This window comes from Microbacterium trichothecenolyticum (genome assembly GCF_041938625.1).
In the GTDB taxonomy this organism is placed as follows: Bacteria; Actinomycetota; Actinomycetes; order Actinomycetales; family Microbacteriaceae; genus Microbacterium; species Microbacterium trichothecenolyticum_D.
The window spans coordinates 1,801,065-1,823,125 of record NZ_CP169427.1 but is presented as its reverse complement, the minus strand read 5'-3'; the positions used below and the strand labels follow the sequence as shown (position 1 = coordinate 1,823,125).

The window sequence follows — 22,061 nt, the reverse complement described above, 5'->3', positions numbered from 1 at the left end:
CCTGCGGCGCGGCGGTCGCCGAGGTCAGCGGGCGCGAGGATGCGACGTCGCGTACACGTCGCGGAGGGCGTCGACCGACACGTACGTGTAGATCTGCGTCGTCGCGACGGAGGCGTGGCCGAGCAGCTCCTGCACGACGCGGACGTCGGCGCCGCCCTGCAGGAGGTGGGTTGCGAAGGAATGCCGGAGGGTGTGCGGCGACACGTGCGCGGTGAGGTGGGCGCGCTCGGCCGCCGACTGGATGATCAGCCAGGCGCTCTGCCGCGAGAGCGGTGCTCCGCGCGCACCGAGGAAGAGCTTCGGCGTCGACCGGCCGCGGTGGGAGAGCTCCGGCCGCGCGCGGGTGAGGTACGCGTCGACGGCGGCACGCGCGTACGACCCCACGGGGACGATGCGCTCCTTCGATCCCTTGCCGCGCACGCGCAGCACGTCGCCGTGCGCCGCGTCGTCCACGTCGAGCTGCACGATCTCCGAGACGCGTGCGCCGGTGGCGTACAGCAGCTCGAGCAGGGCGCGGTCGCGCATGCCCAGCAGGTCTCCCGCCGCCGCTCCCCCGCTGCCGGACACGTCGGCCTCGGTCGCCGGCGCCGGGCCCGAGGCATCCAACAGGCTCTCGACCTGCTCGATCGTGAGCGCCTTGGGCAGCCGCCGCGGCTGCTTCGGCGGGCGCAGGTTCGACGATGGGTCGGCCGGCTCGATGCCTTCGCGGGCGAGGAACCGGTGCAGCCCCCGCACCGACGACTGCAACCGCGCGAGCGACGACGCCGCCATCGGCGGCTGGGCGGCCGCGCGGTCGGCGATGAAGCTCGCGAGGGTCACCGACGTGACCGCGGCCGTGTCGTCGACATGCTGCTCGCGCAGCCACTCGGCGTAGCCGGCGAGGTCCCGTCGGTACGCCGCGACGGTGTTCTCCGACAGCCCGCGCTCGATCGCGACGTGGCGCAGGTACGAGTCCACCGCTCGAGCGATCTGCATGTCAGGCGCCTCCTGTCACGAGGGTCTCACGTTCGGCGGGGCTGTCGGCGAACTTCGGAGGGTTCGTCAGGCTCCGGTGGAGCCCGCCTGGCGGAGTCGCTCGGCGGCGGCGAGCAGGCCCACCGCGAGGATGCCGTTGCGCAGGCGTCCGGCGAGGACCCCCGCGACGGCGTCGGCGAGCGGCAGCCACTCCAGACGGATGTCGGCTTCCTCGTCCGCCCGCGCGTGCACCTCGTTCGCGGGGGTCAGCCCGCGCGCGAGGAACAGGTGCACGATCTCGTCGTTCCCTCCGGGCGTGGTGAAGATGCTCACCAGCGGCTCCCACGACGAGGCGACGAGGTCGACCTCCTCGGCGAGCTCGCGCCGGGCGGTCTCGAGCGGCGTCTCGCCGGCCATGTCGAGCAGGCCGGCCGGGATCTCCCAGTCGCGGTGGCGGATCGGGTGCCGGTACTGCTGGATCAGCAGCACCCGCCCCTCGTCGTCCACCGCCACGACCGCGGCCGCGCCGGGGTGATCGACGTACTGACGCACGATCTGCCCGTCGCCGTAGGCGACGGTGTCACTGCGCACATCCCACACCCGGCCCTCGTAGACCAGGTCGCTGTCGAGGACGGTGGCGTCGACGGGCTCGTCGGCGAGGAGTTCTTCCGTCACGTCAGGCGACCGTGAGCTCATCGGGCTCGACCTCGAAGAGCTCGCTCGCGCGGTGCCGGTCGAGCGCCGCGCCGACGAGACCGCGGAACAGCGGGTTCGCGTCGGTCGGACGCGAACGCAGCTCAGGGTGCGCCTGCGTCGCGATGTAGTACGGGTGCACGTCGCGCGGCAGCTCCACGTACTCCACGAGGTTCAGGTCCGGGTTGATGCCCGAGAACACCAGGCCGGCCTCCGCGATCTGGTCGCGGTAGCGGTTGTTCACCTCGTAGCGGTGGCGGTGGCGCTCCGACGCGCGGTCGCCGCCGTACACCTCGGCCGCGATCGAGCCCTCCGCGAGGTCGGCCGGGTACAGGCCGAGCCGCATCGTGCCGCCGAGGTCGCCGTGGTCGAGGATGTCGACCTGCTCCTCCATGGTGGCGATGACGGGATGCTGCGTGTCGGGGTCGAACTCGCTGGACGAGGCATCCGCGATCCCGGCGACGTGACGCGCGTATTCGATCACGATGCACTGCAGGCCGAGGCAGATGCCGAGCGTCGGGATGCCCTGCTCGCGCGCGAACTTGAGCGCGCCGATCTTGCCCTCGATGCCGCGGATGCCGAAGCCGCCGGGGATCACGATGCCGTCGAGCGGGCCGAGCGCCTTGGCGGCGCCCTCCGGCGTCTCGCACTCGTCCGAGGGGATCCAGCGGATGTTGACGTGCGTCTCCTGCGCGAACCCGCCGGCCTTCAGCGCCTCCGTGACCGAGAGGTAGGCATCGGGCAGGTCGATGTACTTGCCGACGAGGCCGATCGTGACCTCGTGCTTCGGGTTGTGCACGGCGTTCAGCACGCGCTGCCAGCGCGACCAGTCGACGTCGGCGGCCTTCGACAGACCGAGCGCACGGACGATGTACTCGTCGAGGCCCTGCTCGTTGAGCATCGACGGGATGTCGTAGATGCTCGGCACGTCGACCGCGTTCACGACCGCGCCCTCGTCGACGTCGCACATGAGCGCGATCTTGCGCTTGTTCGACTCGGTGACGGGGCGGTCGCTGCGCAGCACCAGCGCGTCGGGCTGGATGCCGATGGAGCGCAGCGCCGCGACCGAGTGCTGCGTCGGCTTGGTCTTCTGTTCGCCAGACGCACCCATGAACGGCACCAGCGACACGTGCACGAAGAAGACGTTGTTGCGGCCCAGCTCATGACGGATCTGGCGGGCGGACTCGATGAACGGCTGCGACTCGATGTCGCCGACGGTGCCGCCGATCTCGGTGATGATCACGTCGGGCTTGGGCGTCTCGTCGGCCTGCAGGCGCATGCGGCGCTTGATCTCGTCGGTGATGTGCGGGATCACCTGCACGGTATCGCCGAGGTACTCGCCGCGCCGCTCCTTCGCGATGACCTGCGAATAGATCTGGCCGGTCGTGACGTTGGCTGCCTGGCTGAGTTCGATGTCGAGGAAGCGCTCGTAGTGGCCGATGTCGAGGTCGGTCTCGGCGCCGTCGTCGGTCACGAAGACCTCGCCGTGCTGGAACGGGTTCATCGTGCCCGGATCGACGTTCAGATAGGGATCGAGCTTCTGCATCACGACGCGCAGACCGCGGGCGGTGAGGAGGTTTCCGAGGCTGGCCGCGGTGAGACCCTTGCCCAACGAGGAAACGACACCACCGGTCACGAAGATGTGCTTGGTGGTGTCGTTCGAAGTGTCGCCGCGGAAAGAATCAGAAGTCTGCATCACGGGCTTTTATCCTATCAGGCAGTGTTTCGATGAGCTTCGCAGAACCTGGGGACACGCGGAGGCGGGCAGCGCTCAGCCGACTTCGGTGCGAAGGCTGAGCAGCTCGCGTGCGTGCGTGAGGGCCGCGTCCGAGTCGGGCATGCCCGACAGCAGGCGGGCCATCTCGGCCTCGCGATCGGCGCCGTCCAGGCGGCGGACGTCGGATGCCGTGACCGAGCCGTCGTTCGCCTTCACGACGGTCAGGTGGTTGGCCGCGAACGCCGCCACCTGCGCGAGGTGGGTGACCGCGATCACCTGCGACGATTCCGACAGCCGCGCGAGACGCCGGCCGACCTCGATCGCGGCGGCGCCGCCGATGCCGGCGTCCACCTCGTCGAACACGAATGTCGGCACCGGGTCGACGGCCGCGATCACGACCTCGATCGCGAGCATGACGCGGCTGAGCTCCCCGCCGCTCGCGCCGCGGGAGACGGCGCGCGGCTCGGCGCCGGGGTGCGGGGCCAGCAGGATGGCGACGTCGTCACGCCCCGACGCGGATTCGGTTCCGGGTGTCACGGCGACCTCGAGGCGCGCGTCCGGCATCGCGAGTGCACGCAGCTCGGTCGTGACCGCCGCACCCAGCCGCCCGGCCGCTTCGGTGCGGACCGCGGTCAGCGCGGCCGCCGTCTCGTCGAGGACGGATGCTGCGGCATCCCGTTCCGCCGCCAGCCGGTCGGAGCGACCCGAGTCGTCGTCGAGTTCCGCCAGACGCGAGGAGCCGGTGTCGAGCAGCTCGATGGCGGCATCGAGGGTGCCGTGCGCGCGGACCAGGCCGGCGAGCACGGCGCGGCGCTCTTCGACCGCGGCGAGCTCGTGCGGCCCCGATTCGTCGAGGTCGGCGAGGTAGCCTGCCAGCGCTGCGGCGATGTCGGCGACGCGATAGCCGACGTCGGCGAGCTGCCCGCCGAGCTCTGCCAGCACGGGGTCGTGCACGCGTTCGAGGGCGCGGCGCGCCTCGGCGAGGAGTGCCCCGGCGTCGGGTTCGTCGCCGTCGCCGGAGAGTCCGTCATGGGCTGTCGCGGCGGCGACACGGAGTTCCTCGGCGTTCGCGAGGCGCTCGGCGCGGGTGGCCAGCTCCGCGTCTTCGCCGGACTCGGGGGCCGCCTGCTCGATCTCGGCGAGCTGCGCACGGAGGTCTTCGGCCTCGCGCGCCCGCGCGTCGCGATCCTCGGTGAGCTGCGAGAGCTCGCGATCGATCGCACGCCAGTGCTCGAAGGCGCGGCGATAGGCATCGCGCGCGGTGTGGACGGCCTCGCCGCCGAAGCGGTCGAGTGCGTCGCGCTGAGCGGCCGCGGAGCGCAGCCGCAGCTGGTCGGACTGCCCGTGCACGACCACCAGTTCGTCGGCGAGATCCGCGAGCACGCCGGCCGGCGCGGCCCGCCCGCCGACGGAGGCCCGCCCTCGGCCTTCGCTCGAGATCGAGCGCCCGATGTACAGCTCGGCGCGGCCGCCGCCGATGGGCTCGACGTCGCCGCCGGCCTCGCGCACGCGCGCGGCGACGGGTCCGTCCTCGGGGACGATCCACACGCCGTCGACCGTCGCCTGGGTGGCGCCGGCACGCACGGCGCCGGAGTCGGCGCGCTGGCCCAGCAGCAGCCCGAGCCCGGTCACGACCATCGTCTTGCCGGCGCCGGTCTCACCGGTGATCGCCGTGAATCCCGCGCCGATCGGCAGCGTCGCCTCGGCGATCACGCCCAGGTCGCGCAGGCGCATCTCTTCGATCACGGGGCGACCTCGCTGCCGACCACGTCGGTCTCGGCGTCGACGGCGGTGGCGGCATCCGTGATCAGCTCCGTCTGCGTCGGCAGGACGCCGGTGATCGCGGCCGGACCGCGCCAGCCCTCGACCGGGAGGCGGAACTTGCGCACGAGGCGATCCGTGAACTGGGCGGGGTGCAGGCGCGCGAGACGCACCGGGCGATCGGACCGCCGCACGACGACGCGCGCGCCCGGAGGCAGGTCGTGCGACCGGCGCCCGTCGCACCACAGGATGCCGGTGCCGTTGGTGCGCTCGAGCACCTCGATCGCGACCGAGTGCTCGGGTCCGACGACCAGGGGCTTGGCGAAAAGCGCGTGCGCCGACAACGGCACCACGGCGATCGCCTCGACGGTCGGCCAGATCACCGGGCCGCCGGCGGAGAAGTTGTACGCGGTCGACCCCGTCGGCGTCGAGACGACCATGCCGTCGCAGCCGAACGTCGACAGCGGACGGCCGTCGATCTCGACGACCACCTCGAGCAGACGCTCACGGCTCGCCTTCTCGACCGTCGCCTCGTTGAGCGCCCATGTCTCGTAGATGACGGAGTCGCCGGTGTCTTTGACTCGCACCTGGAGCGCCATGCGCTCCTCGACCTCGTACTCGCGCGCGATGACGCGGCGGACGGCCTCGTCCATGTCGTCGCGCTCGATCTCGGCGAGGAACCCGACGTGGCCCATGTTGATGCCGAGGACCGGCGCACTCCCGTCGCGCACGAGCTCCGCCGCACGCAGGATCGTGCCGTCACCGCCGAGCACGATCGCCAGCTCGATGTCGGTCACCGGCACGTCGATGCCGAGCACCGCGACGTCGGCCAGCGAGGGCCCCGCCTGCACCAGGTCTTCGCCGTCGTCGAGGGCGAGCACGGGGCGGGCGCCCGCGGCGCGCAGCGCGGCGACGACCCGCTCCGCGGCAGAGACGGTGTCGGCGCGATGGGCGTGCGCCACCACCAGGATGCTGCGCTGGGCCTCGGTGTCGGCGTCGTTCATCGGCTCCCCGCCAGTCGGTTCACGGTGCTCAACCATTCTGTCGGATTGCTCCCCCGCCCCGGTGCGAGGTGCGCGATGAACTCGGAATTGCCGTGCGTTCCGGCGATCGGGGAGGAGACGACGCCACGGGTGCCGAGCCCTGCATCCCATGCCGACCACAGCACGCGGGCGACCGCGTCCGCGCGCAGCACCGGGTTCGTCACGAGTCCGCCCTTCACCGCCGTGCGCCCGACTTCGAACTGCGGTTTGATCAGCAGCACGAGATCGGCATCGGATGCTGCGACCCTGCGCGCTGCGGGCAGCACATGGGTGAGCGAGATGAACGACAGGTCGCCCGTGATCACCGACGGCGGTTCGGCGACGCCGCTCGCCCCGGCGAGGGTGTCAGGTCATATAGCGGACGTTGAAGCCCTCGACCGACACGACCCCGGGATCCTGTGCGACGGATGCTGCGAGCTGCCCGTGACCGACATCCACGGCGATCACCGGCTCGGCGCCGCGCTCGCGCAGCACTTGCGTGAAGCCGCCGGTGGACGCGCCCATGTCGAGCGCCACCCGGCCGCGGACGTCGACCTCGAAGGCGTCGAGGCCCGCGATGAGCTTGTGCGCAGCTCGGCTCACGTAGTGATCGGAGACGGCGACTTCGATCACGGCATCGTCGCCGACCGGCGTCGACGCCTTCACCACCGGACGGCCGTCGACCGTCACCAGTCCTTCGGAGATGAGGGTGGCGGCGTGGGTGCGGGAGCGCGCGAGGCCACGGGCGGCGAGAACGGCATCGAGGCGGCCCGTCATGACGGGGTGCCGGGGCTCGCTTCGAGGCGACGGGCGAGCGTGTCGTGCAGCGTGTCGTAGGCGTCGGCACGGGTGTCCAGCGGCTGCGCCTCGATCACCTCGAGGGTCGACAACAGGTCGCCGTGCTCGTCCTCATGCCCGTCGGCTCGATCCATGCCCTCCAGACTACGGGGGTCGCCCGACACTGCCCGCTGCGCCGCGGCGAGGATCAGGGTCGGTGAAACGGGTCCGCGTAGAGGCGCTCGGGCACACGGAAGCCGAAGATCGCCCGGCCGGTCGACCAGATCGCCGCCGCACCGGCGCGCACGAGATCGACCGGCCGGTCGCCTTCGCTGATGATGCGGACGTCGGGTCCGTCGATCGCGACGCGCGCGCCGCGCACCGTCGCGACGCCGTCTTTCACCTGCACCTCGGGGTACGGCTCGTGGAGCTCACGAAGGTCGCCCAGGATGTACGTCGGACGCGAGTTCTCAGGCGCCGCCAGCACGTGCTTCGGTCGATCCACGCCCGTCAGCACGAGCGCCGAGGGGATGCCGGCACGGTTGGCGCCCAGGATGTCGGTATCGAGACGGTCGCCCAGGAACAACGGATGCTGCGCCTCGAACCGCGCGACGGCCTCCTGGAAGATCGGCACCTCGGGCTTGCCGGCGACGGTCGCGAGCCGCCCGACCGCCGTGTGCACCGCGGAGACCAGCGTGCCGTTGCCGGGAGCGATGCCGCGGGACTGCGGGATCGTCCAGTCGGTGTTCGTCGCCACCCACGGGATGCCGCCGTCCTCTTCCGGCGTCTTGAGCGCGAAGGCCGCCTCGGCGAGCTGGGTCCAGCCCACCTCCGGCGCGAATCCCTGCACCACCGCGGACGGCGCGTCGTCGGCGCTGCGCGTCACGACGAAGCCCGCTCGCTCGACTTCGACGACGAGACCGTCGCCACCGACGACGAGCACGGTGGACCCGGGGGCGATCTTCTCCGCCAGCAGCCGCATCGCGGCCTGCGGGCTGGTGACGACATCACGCGGAGTCGTCACGAGCCCGAGTTCGCTCAGGTGGGCTGCGACCGACGCATCCGTGCGCGCAGCATTGTTCGTGATGTACGCCAGCGAGCGGCCGTCACGGGCGCGGTTGAGGCTCTCGACTGCGTGCGGCAGCGCGCCGGCACCCGCGTAGACGACCCCGTCGAGGTCGGCCAGCACCACGTCGACGCCGTCGAGCGGGGCGGGCGTCGCAGCCCGCCGCCCGAACAGGGCCATCAGCGGTCGGCCTCGTCGCCAGCGGGCTCGTCGACGCCCGCGTCCACGAGGATCTCGGCGACCTCGTCGGCGACGGAGATCTCCTCCGGCTCGGCGTCAGCGGGCGCGGCGTCGTCGACGTCCTCGGGCGTTGCGGACTCGTCGACATCCGCGGGCGTCCCGGGCTCGTCACCGGTGTCGTCCGCGCCTTCGTCCTCGTCTTCGTCCTCGTCTTCGTCGAGGTCCATCTCGATGACCTCCTCGACGAAGACCGTCTCAAGATCGTCGATACCGGATGCTGCGTCGATCGCTTCGGCGGCGACCACGGCGCGCCGCTGCCACTGTGCGGCCTCGTCCGTGCGGCCGAGCTCCTCGAGCACCGCGGCACGGGCGGCGAACAGAGCGGGGCTCCACTCGAACGCGCGGTCGGGATCGAGTTCGGGGATGTCGAGTTCCTGCAGCGCGCGTTCGGGCTCGCCGAGGTCGAGGCGGGCACCCGACATCGCGATCGCCAGCTCGACGCGCACCGGCGTCTCGAGCGTGGAGCGGTCGACGGCGCGGCCGACCTCGAGCGCACGATCGGCACGGCCGACGCCCCGCTCGCTGTCGACCATCAGGGCGATCTGGTCGTCGCGACCCGAGATCCGTCGGTAGGTGCGCAGCTCCCGCAGGGCGAGTGCGAAATCGCCCGTGGCGTAGGCGGTGATCGCGAGCGTCTCGCGCACGACGGCGATCCGACCGGCGCGGCGAGAAGCCGACAACGCGTGCTGGTGGGCCAGCGCCGGGTCTTCGTCGATCAGCTGCGACGCCATCACCAGGTGACGCGCGACATCTTCGGCGTTCTCCTTGCTCAGAGTCTTCAGCTCGTTGCGGGCGGCCGGCGGCAGATCGCGCCCGGTGACATCCTCGGGGATGACCGGGTCGTCGTGCCGAGCGCGGACCGGGCGGATCTCGCCTTCGCGGACGGCACGGTCGGGGCGGTTCGCTCCCCCACGGGTCGGGCGCGCAGTGCGCTCGGAGGGCGTGCGGTCGCCGTCACGCTTCGCGTAGGGACGATCGCCGTCGCGCTTCGCGTACGGCTTGTGGTCACCGTCGCGCTTGGCGTACGGCTTGTGGTCACCGTCACGCTTCGCGTACGGACGGTCGCCATCGCGCTTCGCGTACGGCTTGTGGTCCCCATCGCGCTTCGCGTACGGACGGTCGCCATCGCGCTTCGCGTACGGCTTGTGGTCCCCATCGCGCTTCGCGTACGGACGGTCGCCATCGCGCTTCGCGTACGGCTTGTGGTCCCCGTCACGCTTCGCGTACGGACGCTCACCGTCACGCTTCGCGTAAGGACGGTCGCCATCACGCTTCGCGTACGGCTTGTGGTCCCCATCGCGCTTCGCATAGGGACGGTCGCCATCACGCTTCGCGTACGGCTTGTGGTCACCGTCACGCTTCGCGTACGGACGGTCGCCATCGCGCTTGGCGTACGGCTTGTGGTCACCGTCACGCTTCGCGTACGGACGGTCGCCATCGCGCTTGGCGTACGGCTTGTGGTCACCGTCACGCCTGGCGTACGGCTTGTGGTCACCGTCGCGCTTGGCGTAGGAACGGTCCCCGTCACGCTTCGCGTACGGCTTGTGGTCACCGTCGCGCTTGGCGTAGGGACGGTCGCCATCACGCTTCGCGTAGGGCTTACGGTCGCCACCTGCCGACGCGGGCTTTCCGGATCGTTCGCGCGGCGCGCGTCGATCGTCGCGCGGCTCCTGCTCTGCCATTGTTCGATCCTCCTGGATGCTGTGTACGTCGGCAATCCACCGTGTTAACGCGAAATGGCCACCCGTCTGTGGGTGGCCATTTCGTGAATGGGTGTCCGGCGGTGTCCTACTCTCCCACAGGGTCCCCCCTGCAGTACCATCGGCGCTGAGAGGCTTAGCTTCCGGGTTCGGAATGGGACCGGGCGTTTCCCTCTCGCTATGGCCGCCGAAACTCTGTCGATGTTTCAGGTGTTCACAACGTGAAAAATTCTGTGTTCAGTTGCGGTATCCCGACCGTACATCGGGAACCACTCAGTGGACGCGAGCAACCAACCCACCCGGGGGTGGGGGAATGTTATCAAGTCATCGGCTTATTAGTACCAGTCAGCTGCACACGTTGCCGTGCTTCCACATCTGGCCTATCAACCCAGTAGTCTGGCTGGGAGCCTCTCACCCCGAAGGGTATGGAAGTCTCATCTTGAGGCCGGCTTCCCGCTTAGATGCTTTCAGCGGTTATCCATCCCGAACGTAGCTAACCAGCGGTGCACTTGGCAGTACAACTGGCACACCAGAGGTTCGTCCAACCCGGTCCTCTCGTACTAGGGTCAGATCCTCTCAAACTTCCTACGCGCGCAGCGGATAGGGACCGAACTGTCTCACGACGTTCTAAACCCAGCTCGCGTACCGCTTTAATGGGCGAACAGCCCAACCCTTGGGACCTACTCCAGCCCCAGGATGCGACGAGCCGACATCGAGGTGCCAAACCATGCCGTCGATATGGACTCTTGGGCAAGATCAGCCTGTTATCCCCGAGGTACCTTTTATCCGTTGAGCGACAGCGCTTCCACAAGCCACTGCCGGATCACTAGTCCCGACTTTCGTCCCTGCTCGACCTGTCAGTCTCACAGTCAAGCTCCCTTGTGCACTTACACTCGCCACCTGATTGCCAACCAGGTTGAGGGAACCTTTGGGCGCCTCCGTTACTTTTTGGGAGGCAACCGCCCCAGTTAAACTACCCACCAGGCACTGTCCCTGAACCGGATTACGGTTCGAAGTAGACATCCAGAGTGACCAGAGTGGTATTTCAACAACGACTCCACCATAACTGGCGTCATGGTTTCACAGTCTCCCACCTATCCTACACAAGCCACACCGAACACCAATACCAAGCTGTAGTAAAGGTCACGGGGTCTTTCCGTCCTGCTGCGCGTAACGAGCATCTTTACTCGTATTGCAATTTCGCCGAGTTCGCGGTTGAGACAGTTGGGAAGTCGTTACGCCATTCGTGCAGGTCGGAACTTACCCGACAAGGAATTTCGCTACCTTAGGATGGTTATAGTTACCACCGCCGTTTACTGGGGCTTAAATTCTGAGCTTCGCCTTGCGGCTAACCCGTCCTCTTAACCTTCCAGCACCGGGCAGGCGTCAGTCCGTATACATCGTCTTGCGACTTGGCACGGACCTGTGTTTTTAGTAAACAGTCGCTACCCACTAGTCTCTGCGGCCACCACACCCTTTTCCACGCAAGGTGGTATAAGTGGATGGCCCCCCTTCTCCCGAAGTTACGGGGGCATTTTGCCGAGTTCCTTAACCACGATTCTCTCGATCTCCTCGGTATTCTCTACCTGACCACCTGAGTCGGTTTGGGGTACGGGCGGCTAGAACCTCGCGTCGATGCTTTTCTCGGCAGCATAGGATCACCCACTTTTCATCCGCATCGTGTCTCAGCCTGTATGAGTCACGGATTTGCCTATGACTCGGCCTACGCACTTGCCCCGGGACAACCATCGCCCGGGATGGGCTACCTTCCTGCGTCACACCTGTTAATACGCTAACCGCACCAGCATGGGGTCGTACGCTAGGCCCCACGCCATCACCCGAAGGATCCGGTCATGGGGATTCAGATACTTAGCACTACTGGATTGATTGGGGCGGTTCTTCGCCGGTACGGGAATATCAACCCGTTGTCCATCGACTACGCCTGTCGGCCTCGCCTTAGGTCCCGACTTACCCAGGGAAGATTAGCTTGACCCTGGAACCCTTGGTCTTTCGGAGGGTGTTTCTCACACGTCTTTCGCTACTCATGCCTGCATTCTCACTCGTGTAGCGTCCACGGCTGGGTCACCCCGCCGCTTCACTCGCCACACGACGCTCTCCTACCCATCAACACGGCTGGACCACGAAGGCCTACCAATAATGTCAATGCCACAACTTCGGTGGCGTGCTTGAGCCCCGTTACATTGTCGGCGCGGAATCACTTGACCAGTGAGCTATTACGCACTCTTTCAAGGGTGGCTGCTTCTAAGCCAACCTCCTGGTTGTCTAAGCAACTCCACATCCTTTCCCACTTAGCACGCGCTTAGGGACCTTAGATGGTGGTCTGGGTTGTTTCCCTCTCGACTATGAAGCTTATCCCCCACAGTCTCACTGCTGCGCTCTCACTTACCGGCATTCGGAGTTTGGCTGACGTCAGTAACCTTGTAGGGCCCATCGGCCATCCAGTAGCTCTACCTCCGGCAAGAAACACGCAACGCTGCACCTAAATGCATTTCGGAGAGAACCAGCTATCACGAAGTTTGATTGGCCTTTCACCCCTATCCACAGCTCATCCCCTCAGTTTTCAACCTAAGTGGGTTCGGCCCTCCACGACGTCTTACCGTCGCTTCAGCCTGGCCATGGATAGATCACTTCGCTTCGGGTCTAGGACATGCGACTAAAATCGCCCTATTCAGACTCGCTTTCGCTACGGCTACCCCACCCGGGTTAACCTCGCCACATATCGCTAACTCGCAGGCTCATTCTTCAAAAGGCACGCTGTCACACCTACCAGGGGTGCTCCAACGGTTTGTAAGCAAACGGTTTCAGGTACTATTTCACTCCCCTCCCGGGGTACTTTTCACCTTTCCCTCACGGTACTTGTCCGCTATCGGTCATCTGGGAGTATTTAGGCTTATCAGGTGGTCCTGACAGATTCACACGGGATTTCTCGGGCCCCGTGCTACTTGGGATACTCTCCACGCTGCGTCCGACATTTCGATTACGGGGCTGGCACCCACTCTGGCCGGCCTTTCAAGACCGTTCATCTATATCGACGCATCACGTCCACCACTCGGCAGAATGGTATGGAAAGTCCCGCAACCCCGAATGCGCAACTCCTGCCGGATATCACACGCACTCGGTTTAGCCTCATCCGATTTCGCTCGCCACTACTCACGGAATCACGGTTGTTTTCTCTTCCTGTGGGTACTGAGATGTTTCACTTCCCCACGTTCCCTCTACCCGCCCTATATATTCAGGCGGGAGTCACTGGGTCAGCACGCCGCCCAGCGGGGTTTCCCCATTCGGACACCCTCGGATCAAAACTTGCTTATCAGTTCCCCGAGGCTTATCGCAGATTGCTACGTCCTTCTTCGGCTCCAGATGCCAAGGCATCCACCGTTTGCTCTTAAAGACTTGAAAACATGAGAATCAAAACTCAGCCACACACCCCAAAAGGATGTGCGACAGAAATTGACTAATGATCTTTAAGATCATCAACACAAAACAACCCCAAAGGGTCATCTTGCAAAGATGCTCGCGTCCACTGTGTAGTTCTCAAAGTACGGGCGGCACTTCCCCCACCCACCAACAAAAGCCGGCAGCAGAAAAAGCCCAGAGAGTCAGTCACCCGCACCCACCCCCAAAAGAGGCGACATGCGGCGTCCGGTCCCTCAGGACCCAACAGCGTGCAGGCACCCCGCTCCCCAACCCCCACCCTCCAACCGGCTCCGAAGAACCGGCGTACTAATGAGAATCAGCCGCGCTGATGCCATGTCAAATGTTCCACCCACGAGCCCCCGCAGAGACATTCGCTCTGCTGAGGTTCCTACAGCCCCGAAAGACTGAGGTGCTCCTTAGAAAGGAGGTGATCCAGCCGCACCTTCCGGTACGGCTACCTTGTTACGACTTAGTCCTAATTACCGATCCCACCTTCGACGGCTCCCTCCACAAGGGTTGGGCCACCGGCTTCAGGTGTTACCGACTTTCATGACTTGACGGGCGGTGTGTACAAGACCGGGAACGTATTCACCGCAGCGTTGCTGATCTGCGATTACTAGCGACTCCGACTTCATGAGGTCGAGTTGCAGACCTCAATCCGAACTGGGACCGGCTTTTTGGGATTCGCTCCACCTCACGGTATTGCAGCCCTTTGTACCGGCCATTGTAGCATGCGTGAAGCCCAAGACATAAGGGGCATGATGATTTGACGTCATCCCCACCTTCCTCCGAGTTGACCCCGGCAGTATCCCATGAGTTCCCACCATTACGTGCTGGCAACATAGAACGAGGGTTGCGCTCGTTGCGGGACTTAACCCAACATCTCACGACACGAGCTGACGACAACCATGCACCACCTGTTCACGAGTGTCCAAAGAGTCCCCCATTTCTGGGATGTTCTCGTGTATGTCAAGCCTTGGTAAGGTTCTTCGCGTTGCATCGAATTAATCCGCATGCTCCGCCGCTTGTGCGGGTCCCCGTCAATTCCTTTGAGTTTTAGCCTTGCGGCCGTACTCCCCAGGGCGGGGAACTTAATGCGTTAGCTGCGTCACGGAATCCGTGGAAAGGACCCCACAACTAGTTCCCAACGTTTACGGGGTGGACTACCAGGGTATCTAAGCCTGTTTGCTCCCCACCCTTTCGCTCCTCAGCGTCAGTTACGGCCCAGAGATCTGCCTTCGCCATCGGTGTTCCTCCTGATATCTGCGCATTCCACCGCTACACCAGGAATTCCAATCTCCCCTACCGCACTCTAGTCTGCCCGTACCCACTGCAGGCCCGAGGTTGAGCCTCGGGATTTCACAGCAGACGCGACAAACCGCCTACGAGCTCTTTACGCCCAATAATTCCGGATAACGCTTGCGCCCTACGTATTACCGCGGCTGCTGGCACGTAGTTAGCCGGCGCTTTTTCTGCAAGTACCGTCACAAAAGCTTCTTCCTTGCTAAAAGAGGTTTACAACCCGAAGGCCGTCATCCCTCACGCGGCGTTGCTGCATCAGGCTTCCGCCCATTGTGCAATATTCCCCACTGCTGCCTCCCGTAGGAGTCTGGGCCGTGTCTCAGTCCCAGTGTGGCCGGTCACCCTCTCAGGCCGGCTACCCGTCGACGCCTTGGTGAGCCATTACCTCACCAACAAGCTGATAGGCCGCGAGCCCATCCCAGACCAAAAAATCTTTCCAACCCCCACCATGCGATGAGAGCTCATATCCAGTATTAGACGCCGTTTCCAGCGCTTATCCCAGAGTCCAGGGCAGGTTGCTCACGTGTTACTCACCCGTTCGCCACTGATCCACCAAGCAAGCTTGGCTTCACCGTTCGACTTGCATGTGTTAAGCACGCCGCCAGCGTTCATCCTGAGCCAGGATCAAACTCTCCATAAAAAAATGATGCCACCACCCACCGGGAAAACGATGAGACAGCAGCGAGTTCAACCATGACCAAAAACGAATATCAAACTGACATCCATGAATTGATCCAAAAAAGACCCCCACCAACCAAAAAACGGTCGACAGAGAAAAAAATTGGCATTTGACAAGTGCACGCTGTTGAGTTCTCAAAGATCGGACGCACCCGCGTTCCGGCTTCACAGCCATCTCCGCAGGGCAACTTCTCTATCTTACACATCCTGGCCGCGCTGTCAATCCGACTGAGCGAGGTGCGAGACCCCACCACAGTCGGCGACGAGCAGTCGCAGAAGTGGAAGAAACCCATCCTAACCCGCACGCGGGCACACTCAAAGGGAGTGTTGAAGGAATGGGGTGGTTCTCCTCTTGAGGGGGGTAAGGCTCTCGACCTCTCCGCTTCCCTGTGGGGCGAACAGATAAGACTCTACGTGCGTCCTGGTGTCCCGTCGAATCGGGCCCGCACCCCGGGCGTGTCGCGCGCCGATAACCCCGGAAACATGCGGAAGCGAGGCGTCCGGCGCGTCACTCCGGGTGAACGCCACGGCTGCGCCGAAGCACCTGCACGGCGATGCACAGCGCGAGCGTGATGGTGCCCCAGATCGCGCACGCCGGCGGGAGCACCCGGTAGCCGAGGTGGGCGACTGTGAACGCCGCGTCGAGTGGTCCGAAGACGGCGAGTCCCCACAGCCACGCCGCCAGCAGCATCACCGGCAGCGACACCCACCACACCCAGCGGACCCACGGGGGAAGAACACACGACGCGGATGCCTCAGGGGCCCGGCGCACCAGCCACACCAGCATCCAGATCCCGATGATCGCCAGCCCGATCGCGCTCGACCCGTGCTGCAGCCATCTGAAGCCGGGAAGGGGTCCCCACTCGGACTCGAGTGCCGGGATCGCCGTCGTCCCCCATCGGCCTTCATGGGTGAACAGGTCCCACACGATGTGGCTCACGACGCCGATCGCAAGGGAGAGCACGAGCAGCAGCATCCCGCTCCACGACACCCGAGCGGGCGATCCCGAAATCGCGAGGGTCTCGCGGAGGGTCGAGCCGGCGCCGGCGTCCCACTCCCCCGGCAGCCGCCGGGCCAGCCATCGCGGGGAGAGCTCACGGACTGCCGGTCGGATCACCAGGCGCCAGACCAGGAGCAGCGCGAACGCCAGCGCGATCGTGACGGGAAGCCACGCGAACCCGTGGGTGACGCCGTAGTGCAGAGGCAGCCCTCGGACGAACAGCGGCAGATCCGGCGTCATCGCGCCGATAGCGATCGCCGCGGGCACCAGCGGCGTGCGCACGAACGGGAGCGCGACGACGGCGTGGCTGGGGGTGAACGGCATCGATCAGTCGCCCGTCCGCAGAGCCACGCCGCTCGTCACGCGGCGTCAGCCGACGAACACACCCGCGAGGGTCTTCTTACCGCGCCGGAGCACCGAGACCCCGCCGGGCAGCCCACCCGACACGGTCGCGGATTCGTCCTCGACTTTGGCGCCGTCGAGCGAGACTCCGCCCTGGGCGATCGCCCGGCGACCCTCCGACAGGCTCGAGACGAGCCCCGTGTCGACGAGCGCCTGTACGACGTTCGTTCCGGTGGCGACGGTGGCGTGGGGAAGCTCCTCCAGCGCATGGCGCAGCGTGGTCGCGTCGAGCGCGGCCAGGTCACCCTGGCCGAAGAGAGCCTCGGACGCCGCGATCACGGCGGCGGCAGCATCCGTCCCGTGCACGAAAGCGGTGACCTCGAGGGCCAGGCGCTTCTGCGCGGCGCGACGGAACGGCTCGTCGGCGACGAGACGCTCGTACTCCTCGATCTCGGTGCGCGTCAGGAACGTGAAGATCTTCAGGCGCTGGATGACGTCGGCGTCGTCGGTGTTGAGCCAGAACTGGTACATGCGGTACGGGCTGCACATCGCGGCATCGAGCCAGATCGCGTTGCCCTCGCTCTTGCCGAACTTGGTGCCGTCGCTGTTGGTGATCAGTGGCGTCCCGATCGCGTGGACATGCGTGCCCTCGACCCGGTGGATGAGGTCGGTGCCGCTCGTGAGGTTGCCCCACTGGTCGCTGCCGCCGGTCTGCAGCACGCAGCCGTACTGACGGTACAGCTCGAGGTAGTCCATGCCCTGCAGGATCTGGTAGCTGAACTCGGTGTAGCTGATGCCCGCCTCGGAGTTGAGACGAGCGGCGACGGCATCCTTCTTGAGCATCGTGCCGACGCGGTAGTGCTTGCCGATCTCGCGCAGGAAGTCGATGGCGCTCAGCGGCGCGGTCCAGTCGAGGTTGTTGACGATGCGCGCGGCGTTGTCACCCTCGAAGCTCAGGAACCGTTCGACCTGCGAGCGCAGGTAGCCGACCCATTCGGCCACGGTCTCGCGCGTGTTGAGCGTGCGCTCGGCCGAGGGACGCGGGTCGCCGATGAGTCCGGTGGAGCCACCCACGAGGCCGAGCGGCTTGTGGCCGGCGAGCTGCAGACGGCGCATCGTGAGCAACTGCACGAGGTTGCCGAGGTGCAGACTCGGCGCGGTCGGGTCGAAGCCGCAGTAATACGTGATCGGGTCCCCGGCGAGAAGGGCGCGCAGCGCCTCCTGATCGGTGGACACATGCACGAGCCCACGCCACACGATCTCGTCCCACACGTTCTCGAACGCGGGGTCGATCGCGGGCGCAGTCGCGCTCACGACGGTTTCAGACACGCTCGCCAGGCTATCAGCGACGGATGCCTCGTCCCGTCCGCGCCGGGCCGGCTCGACGCTCCCCCGCGCGGACGTGCCCGCTTTAGTTTCCACGCTTACGTATTGCCACCTTTAGCCTGGAACCTTGCCTAGGTGAAGTGGCCAGGCTAAACTTGAGATCACTTGAGCTCTCACACATAAGGCACGTCCATGTTCGTGATCACCAGCGACCAGCGCAACAGCCGCAGCAGCGCCGACCTCGTGCCCGCCGCCGTCGCCTCCGTTCACGCGCACCAGGGGCTCGTGCTGGCCCCCGAGCGCACCGCGGGCGACGAGGTGCAGGTGGCGCTCGCCGATGCCGGAGCGCTGCTCGCGATCGTGCTCGACCTGACCCGCTCGGAGCAGTGGAGCGTCGGGGTCGGGGTCGGGGAGATCGAGTCGCCCCTGCCGGACAGCGTCCGGGCCGCGCGCGGCGAAGCCTTCGTGAACGCGCGCGACGCTGTCGATCGAGCGAAGAAGGCCGCCACCCGCGTCGCGATCACCGCACCGGAAGGCGGAGCCGACGCCGAGGCCCTCGTGCGCCTGCTGGTGGAACTGCGCGATCGGCGCACCGCCGAGGGATGGGAGGTCTACGACCTCCTGGCCGAGGGGATCACGCAGCGCGAAGCCGCCGCACGCCTCGGCATCTCGGAGGGCGCGGTGAGCCTGCGCGTGAAGTCGGCGGGCCTGCGCACCGAGGAGGCGGCCGTGCCCGCGCTCGCCCGCGTGCTCGCCCGGCTGAGTCCGGGGCCCGTGCCAGACTGACGCCATGGTCTCCCCCGACGTGATCCTCGTCGCCGCGCTCACGATCTTCCTGTTCCTCGCGCTCTGCGGGGCACTCGTGCTGGTGGTGATCAGCCTTCGCAAGCCCTCGACCATCCCGCTCGTCGTGGCGGCCGTGCTGGTCGTGCTGTGCCTGCTCGCCGTGACGGTGTCGCCGGCGAACGTGCCGCTCCTGCTCGGCCTCGGAATCGCGATGCTCGGAACCGCCCTCGGCGTGCTCGGCGGCAACCCGATCACGCGGCGCGTCCTCGAGATCGCGAGCCACGGGCGCGTCGAGGAGGGCGACAACGGCGGCATCCTCCTGCGCGCTCCGGCGCTCCCGGGCGCCGTGGCCGGCGAGGGCGCCGTCCGTGAGGTGATGCGCGGCGGCACCACGATCGGCTACCTCGAGCGGGTGGCGGTGACGCTCGGGATCATCGCCGGATTCCCCGAGGCGATCGCCGTGGTCGTGGCGCTCAAGGGCATCGGCCGATTCTCGGAGCTCGCGAGCGCTGAGGCTCGCGAGCGTTTCATCATCGGCACGCTGGCGAGCCTGGTGTGGGCGTGCATCGTCGCGGCCCTGGTACGCCTCGCGATCTGGTGAGCGCAAGCCTGCATCGCGGCTGAGGCCTACAGACCGAGGGCGTGCGCGGCGTCCTGCACGCGCTGGACCAGCTCGGCCCGCTGCTCGGCGACGCGCACGGGCGCCGTACCGCCGGCGCCGGTGCGACTCGCGACCGAGCCCTCGACGCTCAGCACCTCGCGGACCTCGGGCGTCAGCTGCTCCGAGACGTCGGCCAGCTGCGCGTCGGAGACCTCATGCAGCTCGAGGCCGTTCTCCTCGCACACCCGGACGAGGTGTCCGGAGATCTCGTGCGCGTCGCGGAACGGGACGCCCCGCTTCACCAGCCACTCGGCGACGTCGGTCGCAAGCGAGAAGCCCTGCGGCGCGAGCGCCGCCATGCGGTCGGTGTGGAAGCGCAGGGTCGCGACCATGCCTGCGAACGCGGGCAGCACCGTCTCGAGGGTGCGCACCGAGTCGAAGACCGGCTCCTTGTCTTCCTGCAGGTCGCGGTTGTACGCGAGCGGGAGGGCCTTGAGGGTGGCGAGCAGGCCGCTGAGATTGCCGATGAGCCGCCCCGCCTTGCCGCGCGCGAGCTCGGCGATGTCGGGGTTCTTCTTCTGCGGCATGATGCTCGAGCCCGTCGAGTAACCGTCGTCCAGCGTCACGAAGCCGAACTCGCGCGTGTTCCAGAGGATGATCTCCTCCGCGAAGCGCGAGACGTCGATGCCGATCATCGCCGTGACGAACGCGAACTCGGCGACCACGTCGCGCGAGGACGTGCCGTCGAGCGAGTTCTCGGCCGGACGGTCGAGCCCGAGCTCCCGGGCGACCAGCTGAGGGTCGAGTCCGAGCGTCGAGCCGGCGAGCGCGCCGCCGCCGTACGGCGACACCGCCGCGCGCGCCGACCAGTCGCGCAGGCGCTCGAGGTCGCGCACGAGCGGCCAGGCGTGGGCCTGCAGGTGGTGTGCGAGGAGCACGGGCTGCGCGTGCTGCAGGTGGGTGCGGCCGGGCATGATCGCGTCGGGGTGCGCGTCGGCCTGCGCCACGAGCGCGTCGACGAGGCGGAGGATCTCACGTGCGATCGTGCGCGAGTGGTCGAGCAGATACATGCGCACGAGCGTGGCGATCTGGTCGTTGCGGCTGCGGCCGGCGCGCAGCTTGCCGCCGAGCTCGGCGCCGACGACGCCGATCAGCGCCTGCTCCAAAGCGCCGTGGACGTCTTCATCGGATGCTGCGGGCCGAAGCGTCCCGTCGGTGACGCCTCGCGCGAGCTCGTCGAGGCCCTCGTGCATGGCCCGTTCTTCGTCGGCGGTGAGATACCCCGCCGCGGCGAGCGCCTTGGCGTGCGCGTGCGAACCGGCGATGTCGTACAGCGCGAGGTCCCAGTCGAAATGGGTCGATCGGCTCAGTTCCGCCAGCTCCGGGGATGGTCCCGTCGCGAAACGGGCTCCCCACAGTGCGCCTTCGTTGGTGCCGTCGCCCTTCGATTCACTCACTCGACCAGCCTACCGACGCGCCGCAGACCCCACCGCCGCTGTGTCATTCCCGACGATCGCCGGGGACGGCGAAGCGCGAGGCCGCGTCGAGCACTGTCTCGAGCGGGCCGCGGCCGACGAGGAGCGCCCACGCGGTGCACAGCACGATGGTGCCGAGGGTGAGCGGCCGGAACGGCTCGAGAGCACGGAATCCGGCGAGATCGCCGACGCGGGGCAGGACGGCGCCGGCGACGGCGGCCCAGACCACGAGCTGCAGCGTGTACGCGGTCAGCGGCATCGCGCCGACGGCGCGCAGAGGCAGGACGACCCACGCGAGGACCGTGCGGCAGGCGAGGAGGCACACGCCCAGCACGGCGAGGGCGAAGCCGCCGGAACCGATCACCTCGAGCAGGCCGGTCGAATGCGGCCTGACGGTCCAGAGCGCACCGAGGTACGACGCCGCCTCGGCCCCGGGGTCGGAGCCCGTCGCGGCGCCGAGGCCATAGCCGATCGCGGCGAGCACAGCGCCGGCCGCGACGAGGCACACCTGCACCCGCAGCCGCGTCACCCCGGCGCGGGCGACGCCGAGACCGGCCACGACGAACGCGATCCAGGTCGTGAACGGGTAGTGCCAGCCGAGTCCGAGCGACACCGGTTCGCCGATCGGCGAACTCCAGAAGGGCAGCGCGTCGAGGACGATCTGCACGAACGGCATGGTCAGCGCCAGCACGGCGGCGAGCGGCAGCAGCACGCGCGCCGGCAGGGAGGTCAGCGGCAGCGCCAGCAGGAACATGAGCGCATAGGCCGGCAGGATCACGAACACGGGCACGCCGGTGGCGATGAGAAGGATGCCGAGCACCCAGAGCAGTCCCGCGCGCACGGCGAGGCGTCCGCGCGCGGTCTTCATCGCGACGCCGGCGAGCGGCGACCGCGCTCCGGTGACCAGTCCGATCGAGACGCCGGCGAGCGTCGCGAACAGGATCGACGAACGACCCGACACGACCGCGACCCACGTGCCGGGGTCGAGCACGTCGAAGGGCTCGGTGATCCAGAGCAGGTGCGCGGCGAACATGCCGAGCACGGCCAGTCCTCGCGCGAGATCGACCCCGCCGATGCGGGCGGGGCCGTTCAGGCGCTCCCAGCGCGTGGCGAGCCAGCTGTCGGCGCGCGGCGCGGAGCGCTCGGTCTCGCTCGTGCCTCGCGCGCTCACCGACCCGGGCGC

14 protein-coding genes, 3 rRNA genes and 1 pseudogene are annotated in these 22,061 nt (G+C 67.1%); 2 read left to right on the top strand and 16 right to left on the bottom strand.

What is annotated here, in order from left to right:
• Positions 1-24 precede the first annotated feature (24 nt).
• The 14 genes and pseudogenes from xerD to tyrS all read right to left on the bottom strand — a co-directional run bounded on the left by xerD (position 25) and on the right by tyrS (position 18,019).
• Complete coding sequence (xerD, locus tag ACEYYH_RS08215) at positions 25-975, bottom strand: site-specific tyrosine recombinase XerD (RefSeq protein WP_374977712.1); 951 nt, start codon at positions 973-975, stop codon at positions 25-27.
• Between the two features lie 66 nt (positions 976-1,041).
• The gene (locus ACEYYH_RS08210; RefSeq protein ID WP_374977711.1) at positions 1,042-1,629 is read right to left on the bottom strand and encodes an NUDIX domain-containing protein; all 588 of its coding nucleotides are present in this window, start codon (positions 1,627-1,629) and stop codon (positions 1,042-1,044) included.
• A gap of 1 nt (position 1,630) precedes the next feature.
• Positions 1,631-3,343: a CTP synthase gene (locus ACEYYH_RS08205; protein WP_374978189.1), complete on the bottom strand. Its 1,713-nt coding sequence runs from the start codon at positions 3,341-3,343 to the stop codon at positions 1,631-1,633.
• A gap of 75 nt (positions 3,344-3,418) precedes the next feature.
• On the bottom strand, positions 3,419-5,110 hold the full coding sequence (recN, locus tag ACEYYH_RS08200) for a DNA repair protein RecN (protein ID WP_374977710.1): 1,692 nt from the start codon (positions 5,108-5,110) through the stop codon (positions 3,419-3,421).
• A complete protein-coding gene (locus ACEYYH_RS08195) occupies positions 5,107-6,129 on the bottom strand; it encodes an NAD kinase (protein ID WP_374977709.1) in 1,023 nt (340 codons plus the stop codon). The genes recN and ACEYYH_RS08195 overlap by 4 nt, the downstream gene beginning before the upstream one ends.
• Positions 6,126-6,924, bottom strand: a pseudogene (locus ACEYYH_RS08190) (TlyA family RNA methyltransferase). The gene ACEYYH_RS08195 and the pseudogene ACEYYH_RS08190 overlap by 4 nt, the downstream one beginning before the upstream one ends.
• A complete protein-coding gene (locus ACEYYH_RS08185) occupies positions 6,921-7,079 on the bottom strand; it encodes a hypothetical protein (RefSeq protein WP_374977708.1) in 159 nt (52 codons plus the stop codon). Before ACEYYH_RS08185 ends, ACEYYH_RS08190 begins: the two are co-directional and overlap by 4 nt.
• 53 nt (positions 7,080-7,132) lie before the next feature.
• Entirely contained in the window at positions 7,133-8,170 is a 1,038-nt protein-coding gene (locus ACEYYH_RS08180; RefSeq protein ID WP_374977707.1) for an HAD-IIA family hydrolase, read from the bottom strand.
• On the bottom strand, positions 8,170-9,912 hold the full coding sequence (locus ACEYYH_RS08175) for a primosomal protein (RefSeq protein WP_374977706.1): 1,743 nt from the start codon (positions 9,910-9,912) through the stop codon (positions 8,170-8,172). The genes ACEYYH_RS08180 and ACEYYH_RS08175 overlap by 1 nt, the downstream gene beginning before the upstream one ends.
• Before the next feature lie 93 nt (positions 9,913-10,005).
• Positions 10,006-10,122, bottom strand: a 5S ribosomal RNA gene (gene rrf / locus ACEYYH_RS08170).
• A 123-nt stretch (positions 10,123-10,245) separates the two neighbouring features.
• Positions 10,246-13,350 (bottom strand): 23S ribosomal RNA (locus tag ACEYYH_RS08165).
• 438 nt (positions 13,351-13,788) lie between these two features.
• Positions 13,789-15,310 (bottom strand): 16S ribosomal RNA (locus tag ACEYYH_RS08160).
• The 16S, 23S and 5S rRNA genes sit together here, the layout of an rRNA operon.
• Positions 15,311-15,856: 546 nt before the next feature.
• Complete coding sequence (locus tag ACEYYH_RS08155) at positions 15,857-16,672, bottom strand: DUF4184 family protein (protein WP_374977705.1); 816 nt, start codon at positions 16,670-16,672, stop codon at positions 15,857-15,859.
• Between the two features lie 45 nt (positions 16,673-16,717).
• Positions 16,718-18,019 (bottom strand): tyrosine--tRNA ligase, encoded by a 1,302-nt coding sequence (gene tyrS, locus ACEYYH_RS08150; protein WP_374977704.1) that lies wholly within the window; start codon positions 18,017-18,019, stop codon positions 16,718-16,720.
• A gap of 189 nt (positions 18,020-18,208) precedes the next feature.
• Here tyrS and ACEYYH_RS08145 point away from each other — a divergent pair, with 189 nt between their 5' ends.
• Together ACEYYH_RS08145 and ACEYYH_RS08140 are read left to right on the top strand one after the other, a co-directional pair.
• Entirely contained in the window at positions 18,209-18,802 is a 594-nt protein-coding gene (locus tag ACEYYH_RS08145; protein ID WP_374977703.1) for a DNA-binding protein, read from the top strand.
• 4 nt (positions 18,803-18,806) lie between these two features.
• Positions 18,807-19,403 (top strand): hypothetical protein, encoded by a 597-nt coding sequence (locus tag ACEYYH_RS08140; protein ID WP_374977702.1) that lies wholly within the window; start codon positions 18,807-18,809, stop codon positions 19,401-19,403.
• Positions 19,404-19,429: 26 nt separating this feature from the next.
• Here the strand turns inward: ACEYYH_RS08140 and argH are convergent, their stop codons facing one another.
• Positions 19,430-20,860 carry an argininosuccinate lyase gene (gene argH / locus ACEYYH_RS08135; protein ID WP_374977701.1) on the bottom strand — a complete coding sequence of 477 codons (1,431 nt, stop codon included), beginning with the start codon at positions 20,858-20,860 and terminating at the stop codon, positions 19,430-19,432.
• 43 nt (positions 20,861-20,903) lie between these two features.
• Positions 20,904-22,049: a heparan-alpha-glucosaminide N-acetyltransferase domain-containing protein gene (locus ACEYYH_RS08130; RefSeq protein ID WP_374977700.1), complete on the bottom strand. Its 1,146-nt coding sequence runs from the start codon at positions 22,047-22,049 to the stop codon at positions 20,904-20,906.
• Between the last annotated feature and the right edge of the window lie 12 nt (positions 22,050-22,061).